This window comes from Cohnella sp. CFH 77786 (genome assembly GCF_019400745.1).
Classification (GTDB): Bacteria; Bacillota; Bacilli; order Paenibacillales; family Paenibacillaceae; genus Cohnella.
Genome location: NZ_WJIB01000002.1, coordinates 49748 through 62447, shown reverse-complemented (window position 1 = coordinate 62447; position 12700 = coordinate 49748). Strand labels below are relative to the sequence as shown.

The following is a 12700-nucleotide window of genomic DNA, read 5'->3' as shown; positions in this document are numbered from 1 at the left end:
CCAACTCTTGCGCCGAATGGCTCGCGAAGCGGCAGGGCACCTTAATCGATGGTTGACTTGCCGCATCGAATGACAAGGAGGAGCCGAAATGGACGCAGCCCGAACGAAACGGAAGCTCGGGGTCACGTTTACGAGCGACATGGAGGACGATGCCGCTTGGGAATCCCAGGAGCGCGCAAAGCAGAAGGAAAAGCCCGAGGGCGGCCGCAAAAACAAGGTTTTGGAATATGTCGCCTTGGCTACCGTTCCGGTCGTGCTTGTGCTCGGCAATTCCATGCTCGTTCCGATCCTTCCGACCATGCAGCGCGAGCTCGGCATTTCCAAGTTCCAATCGAGCCTCGTGATCAGCCTGTTCTCCGTGGCGGCCGCCATCATCATCCCGATCGCCGGATACTTATCCGACCGGTTCAGCCGCAAAGCCGTCATCCTTCCCGCCTTGGTCCTCTACGGCGGAGCCGGCATCTTGGCCGGCTTCGGCGCGGTATGGCACTCGTACCCGACGTTGATCGCGGCACGCGCGCTCCAGGGGATCGGCGCCGCCGGAACCGCACCGATCGCGATGGCGCTCGTAGGCGATTTATATAAGGACGGCAAGGAAAGCCAGGCGCTTGGGCTCATCGAAGCGTCCAACGGGTCCGGCAAAGTCGTCAGCCCCATTCTCGGTTCCCTTCTGGCCCTGTGGGTATGGTATGCGGCTTTCTTCGCCTTTCCGGTCTTCTGCCTGCTCTCCTTGCTCGCCATGATTTTTCTCATCAAGGAACCCGAACGCACCGCAGAACCGAAACCGATCAAGGAATACATCCGCTCGGTCAAAAACATCTTCGCCAAAAACGGCCGATGGCTGCTCTCGTCTTTCTTCAGCGGTTCGCTCGCCTTGTTCATCCTGTTCGGCGTGCTGTTTTTTCTGTCCAACGTCCTGGAGAAACCGCCTTATTCCATCAATGGCGTTTGGAAAGGGCTGGTGCTCGCCATTCCGCTGTTCGGCATGGTCGCCACCGCTTACATCACGGGCACGGTAATCCGCAAGAACGGCGTCCTCATCCGCTGGCTGATGAACATCGGCCTCGTGCTGATGGTCGTTTCGCTCGCGCTCGCGATCTGGCTTAACAAGAACCTGTATGTTTTCATCGGGCTTCTGACGCTGAGCAGCATCGGCACGGGTTTTCTTCTCCCCTGCCTCAACACCATGATCACGGGAGCAGTGGAAAAATCGGAAAGGGGCATGATTACTTCCCTGTACAGCAGCCTCCGTTTTTTCGGGGTTGCGTTCGGTCCTCCCCTTTTCGGCTGGATGATGGGCATCTCCCATCAGACGGTGTTCATCACGGTATCCTGTCTGTCGCTCATCGCCTTGGGACTCGTTTTTTTCTTGGTGAAGCCCGGAAAGCAAGTTCAGTGACGTTGCTTCCCTGCGGGCCATCCCCCATACTGGAGTAAGGAAAGGGGAACTCGCAATGGAAAACGTGGAATTCGCGACGATTCCGTTACGGCTGCTACGGGAACTGGAAGACACGTGCGGGAGAAGGCGGCCTTATGAAACGTGCGGGGTGTTGTTCGGACATTCTACGGGCACGGAGATGCATGTCGACGGATATGCGCTTGTCCGCAATGCGGCCTCCGATCCCGAGGGCGCGTTCGCCTTCGATCCGAAGGATTGGGTCCGAACCGCCTCCGAAGCGCAAAAAAACCAACGAAGCATCGTCGGTTTTTTTCACTCGCACCCGGCAGGCTCCGCTCTTCCGAGCCGAAGAGACGTACAAGGCCGGCCTCCCGCGGGTACTTATTGGATTGTCGGATGGATAGAGGAAACGTGCGAAGTCCGCGCCTACCGCATGACGGGAGAGTCCGGCTGGAAGCCTTTACCGCTACTCATCGGTACGGAAGCATCCCCGTCGTCTTAATGTCTGCTCAAATAGGCGTACAAATCGCCCAGCGTAACGACTTGCCGCGATTGGATCATTTTCAGGAACGTAAAGTAAAGCTTGGCGGTCATCATGGAATCGTGCAAGGCATGATGCCTTTCCGTAATCTCGATTCCGTAGCTTTCGAGCAATTCGTCCAGGCCATATTCCCCGCGTTTCGGATCGAGCCATTTGGCGATCATCATCGTATCGACGACGCGGTGGGTCAAATTCACCTTGGACGTGCGCCACAGCGCCGCGTTCAGAAATTGCTTGTCGTGCCCGCTACCGTGCGCGATCAGCACCCGCTTGCCCGTAAAATCCATGAAATCGTGCAGCACCTGCATGAGATCTCCGGCTTCCTGGGCCATTTCGTTGGTGATGCCGGTCAATTCGACGATGTGCTTGGGAATTTTGCGCTTCGGATTGACAAGCCGGTAGAACGGTTCGATTTCCTGAAATTCGCCGCCTTTGATGCATACGCCGCCGATCGAAATGATTTCGTCGCCGTTATAGGGATGGAAACCCGTCGTCTCCAAATCGAACACGACGGCTTCCATCTCCGCCAAGGGCGTATCCAGCGTGCTTTCCTTTCTTTGCTCCCGCGACATGGACCGGATGAAGGCCATCTGCTGAGCATTGGAAGAACCCATCATGGAAGCGATCGCGGGCGTCAGCCCCCCCATTTTATACAAGTGCCACATTCGCCCCATCGGAGAGTTGCCCTTGGGTTCTTTCATCCATCATCACCTCCCGCCGAAGCGGTCCTGCATTTCGCGCTCTACCCTGCGCTGCATCCTCTTGCCGAATTTGAGCGCTTTTTTCAGCAAATGCGTAAGCTCCTTGGTCAGCTGCTTCTTCGGGATTTTCCCGCTGCCGATCCACTGGCTGCCTTCTGTTTTCACCGCCGTCAGGAGCCTCATCCTGAGCAGCAGCGTGAATGCGGATGACGCCTGCTCCGCTTCCACCAGAGTCAGCTTCTTCTCGTGCGCCAGAGCGGCGATCCGGCCCAGCGTGCTCGTTTCGCGGATGCCCGCTTGGACGGCCAGCAGCCGGAACAGGTTTACCATCGGAATGTAGGCACCGTATTTGATATCCAGTCCGCCCGCATTCTCTCCGTATCTCTCCCGCAGCAATTGCCCGAAAATCCCGACCAAAACCTTATGACGCAGCGTATTCTCCATCATTCTTCTGACGATGACGGGCGACTGAAGCATGTCGGTGAAAAAACGGTTTTTCAATACGTCGGCAAGCCCGGCATCGCCTGCCACGGCCCGTCCGTCGGCGATAATGAGCAAGTAGCGGACGTTCTCCCAGCTTGGTTCCGCGAACCAGCCGTCCAATTTGCTCTCCCATTCCCGCAGCGGAAGACACCACTCCGGATTCGTCGAGATCACGTTCCCTTCGCACGGCGGATAACCGAGCTCGATCAAGAATTCGACCGCCGTTTCAGCGAACTTCCGGAAATAAGAAGCGTACGTTTCCGCCTCTTGCGCCGTCTCGGGATTCGCGAAGACGATCCCGCTGTCTTGGTCGCTCGAGAACGTCTGCTCGAACCGTCCTCCGCTCCCGAACAGCAGATACGCATAAGGCACGGGAGGGGCGCCAAACCCCAACCGTGCCAATTCCGTTTCCACAAGCTCAAGCGCCCGGTTTATCAATGCGTCGTGAAGTTCGCTAAGCGAATCCAGAGCGGCGTTCACGGGAGTGGAAGAAAGCGCGGCCGACAGCCGGTCCTGCTCCGATTCCCGGATGTTGCGGAGTGCGTGCACATCCGTGGCCTCACGTATAGCCTGGTGCCTATTCTCCCGATTGCGACTGGACATGTCAGCTATAGCCCTCCCGAAGTTGAACGCCTGACCGCGCCGCGTCGATTACAACGAGCCGGTTTTTTTCAGATGCTCCGGATAGCCGTAGGAGCCGTGTTCGCTAAGGTCAAGACCGATGATTTCTTGCTCTTCCGTTACGCGGAAGCCGATGACTTGCTTCATGATCCACAGCAGGATGAACGAGGCAGCGAATGCGTAAGCGCCGCAAACGACGACCGACTCGAATTGCACCCACAGCTGGTGGCCGCCGCCGCCGTAGAACAAGCCCGCCTGACCGACGTTCACTTTGGCTGCCAATTCTTTGGTCGCGAACAAGCCGTTCGCCAGCGTACCCCAAACCCCTGCCGCGCCGTGTACGGACATCGCGGAGATCGGGTCGTCCACGCGGATTTTCTCGAAGAACTTCGCGCTTACATACACCAGTACGCCTGCAATCAGACCAATAACGACTGCCGCCCAAGGCTCGACGTACGCGCAGGATGCGGTGATGGCGACGAGACCGGCGAGAGCGCCGTTCAGCATCGTCGGAATGTCCGCTTTGCCGCTGAACATCCAGGAGACAAGCAATGCCGCTACGGCACCGCCGGCTGCGCCCAATTGGGTGTTGAACGCGACGTAACCGAAGAATCCGTCGCCGACCGCAAGCGCGCTGCCTGCGTTAAACCCGAACCAACCTACCCACAGCAGCAGAACCGACAGGGCCGAGAAAACTTGGTTGTGGCCCGCGATTTGGTTCGCGGATCCATCCTTGTTGTATTTGCCGATCCGCGGTTTGAGCAGGATCGTCGCCGCCAGGGCGCCCATCGCGCCGGTCAAGTGAACGACCGTGGAGCCGGCGTAGTCTTGCGCGCCGTCCGCAGCCAGCCAACCGCCGCCCCAGATCCAGTGGGCGATGACCGGATAGATGATCGAGGAGAAGAGAATCGTATAGATCAGGTAAGAAGAAAGTTTCGCGCGCTCCGCGAAGCCGCCCCATGCGATGGAGAGCGATACGGCCGCGAATGCCAATTGGAAAACGAAGAAAATCGTCGTCGGATAGTTCTCGCCTTCACCTGCAGCGACAGCCGGATCGAAGAAGAAGTTGCCGATGCCGATGAACTTGTTGAGCCCTGCCGCCGCTTCCGTACCGAAGGAGAAGCCGTAGCCGACCGCCCAATAAATCAGGGAACAAAGACCTACGGTGAAAATCGTCTTACCCGCCACGTGACCTGCGTTTTTCATCCGGGTAGAACCGGTTTCGAGAAGAATGAACCCGCCTTGCATCAGAAGTACCAGAACGCCTGCGATGAGGATCCACAGGGCGTTCAGACCCATGTTAAGCGTTGCGGCGGAAGGATCTTCCGCGAACGCCGCCGTTGGGAATAGGACCAACAGCGCACCCAACGCGATTAAACTTTTCTTCACCAATCCGACCAACTCCCTAATTGTTATATTTCATGACATCAGAAGAAAGGCTTGATGTCATTATAGGATGATGATCGGCATTTGACAATACGTTTTTTGTTAACAATCGCTTTATTTCGTTCAAATATCTAACATTAAGCATCAAAATCATGTTGAATGTTAGGAAATTGCTTCATTGATCCGTTATGAAGTATTCAATGGATGTGATTTCCAATCACACGTACACTTCCATAATGAGGCATCGCTTCAACACTGTGTTAAGTTATGTTCCATTATAGCACGCGTTTGCCATAATGTAAGGGTTTTTCGCAAAGCATAACGTTTGACTGTATGGTTATGCTTTGAGTAAGATAAGAATAGATTGGCGATACGGAAGAAAGAAGGTGTGATCGATGCGACATGCACCGAACGAGCCGCCCAGGCTTTACCGGATCGGGGAACTCTCGCAGCTCGCCGGAGTCAGCCCTCGTACGATCGATTACTACACGGGTCTAGGGCTGCTGGCGCCCGCCAAACGGTCTGCCGGCAATTATCGGCTGTACGATGATGAAACCTTGACGCGGATTCGCCGTATTGAACATTTGAAGGCTCAAAAATTTTCCCTGGAGGAGATCCGCGAGCAGTTCGCCGCCCTGAGCCGCGTAACGGCGGATGAGATCGTAAGCCGCAAGCTCACGGAACTGCAAAGCCACCTGACGCAGTTGGAGAGGGAAGTGAAGGAGCTGGAGCCCGTGTTGGACCAGCTGAAGCCGAACCAGGCCAAACGGCTCTTCCGGGCCATCACGCCCCAAACCGCAGCTTGCGTCGAAGCCTTGCTCCTTCTCTTGGGCAAAAGCAATCTGATGTGATACGCGAAGCGCCGCGTATCCCAATCACGGAGGGACAACTTTCATGATGCTTTTTTTCCACCCCATGGACTTTCTGATCATCCCGGCGTTCCTGCTGTCTCTGTGGGCCCAATTCCGCGTAAGCGGCACCTTCAACAAATGGTCGGAGGTCCGGGCTTCGAGCGGCATGACCGGGTACGAAGCGGCCCGGCGGATGCTTGACCGCAACGGACTCCACGACGTACCGATCGAACCGGTGCCCGGCAAGCTGTCCGACCACTATGATCCGATCGCGCGCGTCGTCCGGTTGTCCGAACCGGTTTACTACGAGAACTCGATTTCGGCCATCTCCGTCGCGTGCCACGAAGTCGGCCATGCCATCCAGCACCAGCAGCATTATCCGGCGCTTGTGATGCGCCACCGCATGTTCCCGGTCGTCCGATTCGCATCCGGCATCGCGCCTTTCCTTCTGATTGCGGGATTCCTGTTCCAAGCCACCGGATTAATCGGCGCCGGCATCATCTTCTTCGCCGCCGCCGTGGCCTTCCAGCTCGTGACGTTGCCCGTCGAATTCAATGCCAGCAACCGGGCCCGCGATATTATGGTGGCGGAAGGCTTCATCCGCAGCGACGAGGAACGGGGCGTCGCCAAAGTGCTGAACGCAGCAGCCCTCACGTACGTCGCGGCCGCGCTCATTTCGTTGCTGGAGCTAATCAAGTATATTCTGATCTTCACGCAAAGCCGGGAAGATTAAGAGCAAACGAAGAACGGTAGGCTGCCTCGGGTCTGATCAGACCTGCAGGCAGCCTTTATTTATGTAACGGCGGATGGTTATCGAGGAGTATATTCGTTCTTGAAGTAGTCCAGCAAGAAGGAATGGAACATCTGCGCCACCGTCGGCAGCTTCTCCCCGCCCCGGCGAATCAACCCGATCGTACGCGTAACATGCGGTCGGCTGATTTTGACGACGGCCGGCATCATGGCGCTCGTCTGGTACAGCGCCATCTCCGGCAGCAAGCTGACGCCCATGCCGGCGGCCACGAGTCCGCGAATGGTGTCCGTCTCCTCCCCTTCGAACCCGATCTGGGGCGTGAATCCGGCTTCCTTGCATGCGTCCCATACGAGAGACCGGAGCGAGTAGCCGGGACTGAACAAGACGAATGTTTCGTTCTTCAGCTGGGCCAGGTCAAGCGACACCTCCAAGGCCAGAGGATGGTTTTCCGGGAGGATCGCGAACAGCTCCTCGGTCAGCACCACTTCGCCGGTTACTTGATCGTTTCTTTCCGGATGAGGGGAGATGAAGGCCAAATCCACTTCGGCGTCAAGCACGTCGCGGATCAAGGACGCGTACATCCCTTGCCGGAAACGGAACTTGACGTTCGGATGAAGCTTGCGGAAAGCCGCCACGACTCGGGGAACGAGATGGTAACCCAAGCTGTGGGGGAACCCAAGCCGGATTTCGCCCGCTTCCGGATCGAGAAACTCGTGGATTTCCGTCACGGCCCGGTCCAGATCGGTAAGGATCGACTCGGCGCGGCGGAGAAACAGCTGTCCGACCGGCGTCAGCTGAACGTTGCGGCCCTTCTGCATGAACAATTGCGCGCCCAGCTCTTCCTCGAGCCGGTGGATTTGGCGGCTGACCGCCGATTGCGCGACGTGAAGCTCCTCCGCGGCTTTGGTGACGTGCTGGAGCCTGGCGACCTTCACGAAGTATTGCAGCTGCCTGAATTCCACTGATTCGTCGCATCCTTCCCTAAAAACGACATGCGCTACCCGTAGGAAAGACGAAGTCGCATTTACTCGTCCGATGGATTGGACTTTAGCATTCTTAAACGATTATAATGATAACCGCAAGGCTATTCAATGAAGGAGGTATTTCCAGTTATGGCACAAGAACGCTCCGCGAAACTGAAAGGGAATCCGATTACCCTGATCGGTCCCGAGTTGAAAGCCGGCGACCAAGCGCCGGATTTCAACCTCAACAAGAACCTCCTGGAGACCGCAAGCTTGAAGGACTACGCCGGCAAAATCAAGCTGATCAGCGTCGTTCCTTCGATCGACACCGGCGTATGCGACGCCCAAACCCGCCGTTTCAACGAAGAGGCAGCAGGGCTGGGCGAGAACGTCGTCATCCTGACGGTCAGCGCCGACCTTCCGTTCGCGCAATCCCGCTGGTGCGCGGCGGCAGGCGTAGAACGCGTCGTGCTGCTGTCCGACTACAAAGGCAACACGTTCGGGCAAGCTTACGGCGTTCTGATCAAAGAACTCGCACTCGATATGCGATCCATTTTCGTCGTCGATGCCAACGACAAAATCACTTATGTGGAAGTGCTCGAGGAAATGACCGAGCATCCGGATTACGACGCGGCGATCGCCGCCGTCAAAGCGCTGCTCTAATCCCGGCCCCATAGAAGGACTCCCGGAAATGCGAAAAAGCGAGGCAAGGCGATACCGCCTTCCTCGCTTTGTTTATGTGGCCGATAGCCGAAACGGAATTACACGCGATAGTTGGAGAGCTTGCGGTCCAGCACGGCGTAGATCTCCTGGATGACGCGGTAATTCGCCCCCAAGTCGCCCAGCGACCCGCGGGATGCGGAGTAGATGTCGACGGCGGACACGCCGGGAGACGTACCGACGATCTGAACCGTGATATCCATCGTACGGCCGGCCATCGTCCGCTTCTCCATGACGATTTCGCCGATGTTCGGCACTTCGTGAAGCACCTTGTAGCCCTGCATCTTCTTGAGGACGGACCCCACCTCTTCGAAGGCGCGATCCTTGGAAAGCCGATAGTAATGTGACTTCAGCTTAGGGTCTTTCGCCTTGTCGCCGGTATGTTCATGGCTTCGGAGCAAACCGACCAACACTCGCTTCAGCAATACTCTCTCTCCCTCTCGGTGCAATTGCGCGTCACATTCTATGATAACATGGTTGCCCATAATTTTATAGATCCGCTACCGAAAAAGAAAAAACCCGCCTATGCCGTCCGACGTGCTTGTTTCTGAACCCGCTATGGCAGGTGGGTGTCCGCAGCTCCGGTTTTTGGCTACCCGTTTCGGGGGCTTGCCAGCTGCCGGGCAATGTTGAACTCCCGTGGAAACAGCAATGGTTCAAAACATGTGAGCGCCGTAACGTACATCGCAGGATTAGTTCCATTATAAGCAGAATGGCTTGCCGAGGCAACCTGGACGCGCTAGCTTTTCATTTCCTGATCTTCCTCGGCCGCTCCATCCGATGCGGACAGCTTCTCCGCGTTCGCCATCATCTTGGTGATGATCAGGTTGAAGTTGTAGAACGTGAAGGTCGCGATGATGCTGCCGAAAAAGAACGGAATGAGAAACGTGAAACGGGTGCTGATGAACAGGATCGCTACGGTGCCGAGCGTCATGATGATGGAGCGGATCGGACGGCCGATCGTCAGCACGAGCGCGTTCTTCAGCAGCTGCAGCGTTTTCATGTGAAAATGCGACAGCAGGGAGAAGAAATGATGCAAAGAGACGAGCAGAAGCAGCATCAGCGCGATGAACAGATAGGCGATGACTTGCAGGTTCTCGATCTTCGTCAGGTAAACCTGATAATCGATGATCAGAATGGTCGACAGCAGCGAGTAAAGAATGCCGCCGAGCATCGCCTGTTTGAAGTTCGTCTTGTAGCTTCGGAAAAACGTTTTGAGGAGCGGCACGTCCGTATCGCCCATGACCCATTTCCGGGCGACCGAGAACATGGCCGAGGTCGCCGGGAAAAAGGTGAAGGGTGACAGAACCGCCATGATGATGACGGTCGATTGAAGCATCCCCGTCATTTGCGCTTCGTCAGCCGCGGCATTCATGTTCAGAAAACCGATGAACCCGAATAACCAGAAAGGCAAGGAGCAGAGGAGCCATAATACGTTGATTACGGCCAGCCTCATGATCCACTCGGACAGTTTGTAGAATCCGCCCATCATGCCCCGCATTTCCACCTTGTTTTCCTCCCTGACGACCTGGCTTTGTTCTTAGATGTTCACGTAATCTTCGCTGTTCGATTTCCGCGGCTCCGGTCTGCCTCCCCGGGAACCCCCGTCGCGGTAGCCGCCTCCGTCTTCGCGGTACGTACGTCCGCCGCCGCCGTAAGTCTTGCGCTGTTGTCCGCCCGAACCGCCGTAGCCGCCGCGTCCTCCGCCATAGCCGCCGCCGTAGCCGCCCCGGCCTTGGCCGCCCGGACCGCCTTGCCCGTACCTGCGGTTGCCGCCTTGGCCGCCATACCCGCCGCGTCCGTCAAATTTGCGCTTCTTGCCGCGGATCGGGTCCTCCGGCGTCAGCTCGATTTCGACGTCTTTCTTGTCGCCGGTCAGCAGTTTCATGGCCGCAGCCAGCAGTTGAACGGAATCGTACTGCTCCAGAAGCTGCATGGCAACCCATTTGTAAGGATTGACTTCCTCTTCGCCTTTGAGGGTATCCATGATCCGTTCGGCGACGACCCTTTGTTTGCCTTCCATCGCCTCCGACAGCGTAGGAAGCGGTTTTTTGGCAATCCGGTGGCGCGTGATTTTCTCGATGAAGTGCAAGTGATCCGTCTCGCGGGGGGTCACGAACGTCCAGGACGTTCCTTCCTTGCCCGCGCGCCCCGTCCGGCCGATCCGGTGAACGTAGCTCTCCGGATCCTGCGGCAGGTCGAAATTGATGACATGCGTGACGCCGCTGACGTCGAGACCGCGGGCCGCCACGTCCGTGGCGACGAGCACGTCGATGCTCCCGTCCCTGAATTTCCGCATAACCGCATCGCGCTGGTTCTGCGACAAGTCCCCGTGCAACCCGTCGGAAGCGTACCCCCGTTTGGCGAGCGCTTCGGACAGCTCGGCGACCCGGCGCTTGGTGCGGCCGAAGACGATCGCGAGCTCCGGCGGCTCCATGTCGAGCAGACGGCACAGCGCGTCGAATTTCATCCGTTCTTGAACTTCGATGTAAAATTGCTGAATCAGCGGAGCGCTAACCTGCTTCGGAATGACGGAAATGTGTTCCGGATCGCGAAGGAACTGCTGGGCCAGCTTCTGGATATTCGTCGGCATCGTAGCCGAGAACAGCAGCGTCTGGCGCTCTTCCGGCACGAGCTTCAGAATCGATTGGATATCGTCCATGAAGCCCATATCCAGCATTTCGTCTGCCTCGTCCAGCACGACCGTCCGGACGTCGTCAAGGCGGATCGTCTTCCGGTTGATATGGTCAAGCAGCCGTCCGGGCGTTCCGATGATGATCTGCGGCCTTCTTCTAAGCGAGCGGATCTGGCGGCCGATGTCTTGTCCCCCGTATATGGCCAAGGAGCGCAGCCCTTTAAACCGTCCGAGTTTCTCGATCTCCTCGGCCACCTGAATGGCCAATTCGCGGGTCGGCGCCATGACCAGAGCGACAATGCGGTCTTCGGACGCCGAAATTTTGTTGATCAAAGGGATTCCGAAAGCGGCGGTTTTCCCCGTGCCCGTCTGGGCCTGGCCAATCATGTCCCGGCCTTGCAGCGCAACGGGAATCGCCTTGGCCTGAATCGGCGTCGCTTCTTCAAACCCCATTTCGGAGACGGCTTGAATAACGTCCGGATCCAATCCAAATTCATTAAATGTACTCAATTTCTCTAACTCCTTCTGTATTGGGCCTTCGTTCACGGCTTCCAAAAAATATACAGTCCATTATAGCATAAACGAATGCGCAAACACCAGCACGGTGAAAACCGGATCCGCGCATGCCGCTTCTTTCCCGGGGAAATCTAGGAAAAGAAAGAAATACGCTGCCGGAGTGTGGAATCGCATATGCGGAAATGGCGGGTCAAAATCGCCGGAGCGGGTCCCTATATCGTCATGGTGCTCGGGGGAGCGGCCGTTGCCCTCGGGTTCAACTTGATGCTGATCCCCGTCAAGCTGCTGAGCAGCGGAGTTTCCGGGATCGCGATGATCCTCGGTTATGTGAGCGGCCTGAATATCGCCTTGCTGTATTTTGCCCTGAACGTCCCGATTTTGTACTGGGGTTACCGCGTGCTGGGGCGCCGCTTCATCCTGCTGAGCATCGTGAACGTTCTGGCCACCTCGTTGTTTCTCCAGCTGCTGCCCGTGCTTGATCTGACCCAGGACCGGCTCCTCTCGGCCGTATTCGGAGGGCTTCTCGTCGGCATCGGTTCGGCGGGCGCCCTGCGTTACGGCGGTTCGACCGGGGGCGTCGACGTCGTGGCTTCCATCATTTCCCGGTACAAAGACGTCGCGGTCGGGTTTATGATCGTCGCCTTGAACACCGGAATCGTCGCGGCGCTCGGCTTGCTCAAGCACGATTGGAACGCTGCCCTGTATTCCATGCTCTCGATTTACCTGACGGGCAAAGTGATCGACGTCGTGCACACGCCGCACCGCAAAGTGACGGCCTTCATCGTCACGAACCGTTCCCAGGAGCTTGCCTCGCGCCTTCTCACCCTGCCGCGCGGCGTCACGATCCTGAAAACCCGGGGGGCGTTCACGAGCGAGGAAAGAGACCTGCTCATGACCGTCACGACCCGCTTCGAGCTGGCGGAGCTTCGCAAAATCGTGAAAGGGGTCGATCCCAAAGCGTTCGTCAACGTCGTCCAAACGATCGACGTCATCGGGGAATTCCGCCGGTCGTAAGCGCGGCCGTCCCCGCTGTCATGGCCCTCCCCGCACCCGCATAAAATGTACCCGCGACGTTCGGCTGCGGGTTCCGGCTGCGGGTTCCGTCTGCGGTCCTCCCCTTGTCCGCCACCATAC

Annotated in this window: 13 protein-coding genes and 1 other RNA gene; 6 read left to right on the top strand and 8 right to left on the bottom strand. The window is 57.3% G+C overall.

All coding sequences use genetic code 11. The features are described 5' to 3' along the window. The first annotated feature begins 88 nt into the window (after nt 1-88). Entirely contained in the window at nt 89-1399 is a 1311-nt protein-coding gene (locus GE107_RS03360; RefSeq protein WP_219638083.1) for an MFS transporter, read from the top strand. A 55-nt stretch (nt 1400-1454) separates the two neighbouring features. Continuing rightward, nucleotides 1455-1901 carry a M67 family metallopeptidase gene (locus GE107_RS03355; protein WP_219638082.1) on the top strand — a complete coding sequence of 149 codons (447 nt, stop codon included), beginning with the start codon at nt 1455-1457 and terminating at the stop codon, nt 1899-1901. Here GE107_RS03355 and GE107_RS03350 read toward each other — a convergent pair. The 3 genes from GE107_RS03350 to GE107_RS03340 are packed head-to-tail and all read right to left on the bottom strand — an operon-like array spanning nt 1898 to nt 5137. After that, a complete protein-coding gene (locus tag GE107_RS03350) occupies nt 1898-2641 on the bottom strand; it encodes an exonuclease domain-containing protein (protein WP_219638081.1) in 744 nt (247 codons plus the stop codon). The genes GE107_RS03355 and GE107_RS03350 overlap by 4 nt on opposite strands. A 6-nt stretch (nt 2642-2647) precedes the next feature. Further along, nucleotides 2648-3727, bottom strand: coding sequence for a DUF294 nucleotidyltransferase-like domain-containing protein (locus tag GE107_RS03345; protein ID WP_219638080.1), 1080 nt, complete (start codon nt 3725-3727; stop codon nt 2648-2650). Nucleotides 3728-3775: 48 nt separating this feature from the next. Then, on the bottom strand, nt 3776-5137 hold the full coding sequence (locus tag GE107_RS03340) for an ammonium transporter (protein ID WP_219638079.1): 1362 nt from the start codon (nt 5135-5137) through the stop codon (nt 3776-3778). A 389-nt stretch (nt 5138-5526) separates the two neighbouring features. Between GE107_RS03340 and GE107_RS03335 the strand changes: the two genes are divergently transcribed. Together GE107_RS03335 and GE107_RS03330 are read left to right on the top strand one after the other, a co-directional pair. Next, complete coding sequence (locus GE107_RS03335; protein WP_219638078.1) at nt 5527-5982, top strand: MerR family transcriptional regulator; 456 nt, start codon at nt 5527-5529, stop codon at nt 5980-5982. 43 nt (nt 5983-6025) lie between these two features. Next, nucleotides 6026-6715 carry a zinc metallopeptidase gene (locus GE107_RS03330; protein WP_219638077.1) on the top strand — a complete coding sequence of 230 codons (690 nt, stop codon included), beginning with the start codon at nt 6026-6028 and terminating at the stop codon, nt 6713-6715. A gap of 77 nt (nt 6716-6792) precedes the next feature. Here GE107_RS03330 and gltC read toward each other — a convergent pair whose 3' ends face one another. Beyond that, entirely contained in the window at nt 6793-7695 is a 903-nt protein-coding gene (gltC, locus tag GE107_RS03325; RefSeq protein WP_219638076.1) for a glutamate biosynthesis transcriptional regulator GltC, read from the bottom strand. Nucleotides 7696-7845: 150 nt separating this feature from the next. On the opposite strand from gltC, the gene tpx reads away from it, so the two are divergent. Further along, on the top strand, nt 7846-8358 hold the full coding sequence (gene tpx, locus GE107_RS03320) for a thiol peroxidase (RefSeq protein WP_219638075.1): 513 nt from the start codon (nt 7846-7848) through the stop codon (nt 8356-8358). A 98-nt stretch (nt 8359-8456) separates the two neighbouring features. Here the strand turns inward: tpx and GE107_RS03315 are convergent, their stop codons facing one another. From GE107_RS03315 to cshA, 4 genes are all read right to left on the bottom strand, one after another. Further along, nucleotides 8457-8840 carry a DUF1499 domain-containing protein gene (locus tag GE107_RS03315; RefSeq protein ID WP_219638074.1) on the bottom strand — a complete coding sequence of 128 codons (384 nt, stop codon included), beginning with the start codon at nt 8838-8840 and terminating at the stop codon, nt 8457-8459. An 87-nt stretch (nt 8841-8927) separates the two neighbouring features. Next, nucleotides 8928-9111: non-coding RNA, 6S RNA (ssrS, locus tag GE107_RS03310), on the bottom strand. Nucleotides 9112-9154: 43 nt separating this feature from the next. Further along, nucleotides 9155-9922, bottom strand: a complete 768-nt coding sequence (locus tag GE107_RS03305; protein WP_219638073.1) for a YesL family protein — start codon at nt 9920-9922, stop codon at nt 9155-9157. Nucleotides 9923-9955: 33 nt separating this feature from the next. Next, nucleotides 9956-11560, bottom strand: a complete 1605-nt coding sequence (cshA, locus tag GE107_RS03300) for a degradosome RNA helicase CshA (RefSeq protein ID WP_219638072.1) — start codon at nt 11558-11560, stop codon at nt 9956-9958. Nucleotides 11561-11740: 180 nt separating this feature from the next. Here cshA and GE107_RS03295 point away from each other — a divergent pair, with 180 nt between their 5' ends. Beyond that, nucleotides 11741-12580, top strand: a complete 840-nt coding sequence (locus tag GE107_RS03295; RefSeq protein ID WP_219638071.1) for a YitT family protein — start codon at nt 11741-11743, stop codon at nt 12578-12580. Nucleotides 12581-12700 lie beyond the last annotated feature (120 nt).

Excerpts from the sequence above, each read along its gene's own strand:
- GE107_RS03350 (WP_219638081.1), bottom strand. The coding sequence starts at position 2,641 with ATGAAAGAACCCAAGGGCAACTCTCCGATGGGGCGAATGTGGCACTTG.
- GE107_RS03295 (WP_219638071.1), top strand. The coding sequence starts at position 11,741 with ATGCGGAAATGGCGGGTCAAAATCGCCGGAGCGGGTCCCTATATCGTC.
- GE107_RS03355 (WP_219638082.1), top strand. The coding sequence starts at position 1,455 with ATGGAAAACGTGGAATTCGCGACGATTCCGTTACGGCTGCTACGGGAA.
- tpx (WP_219638075.1), top strand. The coding sequence starts at position 7,846 with ATGGCACAAGAACGCTCCGCGAAACTGAAAGGGAATCCGATTACCCTG.
- GE107_RS03335 (WP_219638078.1), top strand. The coding sequence starts at position 5,527 with ATGCGACATGCACCGAACGAGCCGCCCAGGCTTTACCGGATCGGGGAA.
- GE107_RS03345 (WP_219638080.1), bottom strand. The coding sequence starts at position 3,727 with ATGTCCAGTCGCAATCGGGAGAATAGGCACCAGGCTATACGTGAGGCC.
- GE107_RS03360 (WP_219638083.1), top strand. The coding sequence starts at position 89 with ATGGACGCAGCCCGAACGAAACGGAAGCTCGGGGTCACGTTTACGAGC.
- GE107_RS03330 (WP_219638077.1), top strand. The coding sequence starts at position 6,026 with ATGATGCTTTTTTTCCACCCCATGGACTTTCTGATCATCCCGGCGTTC.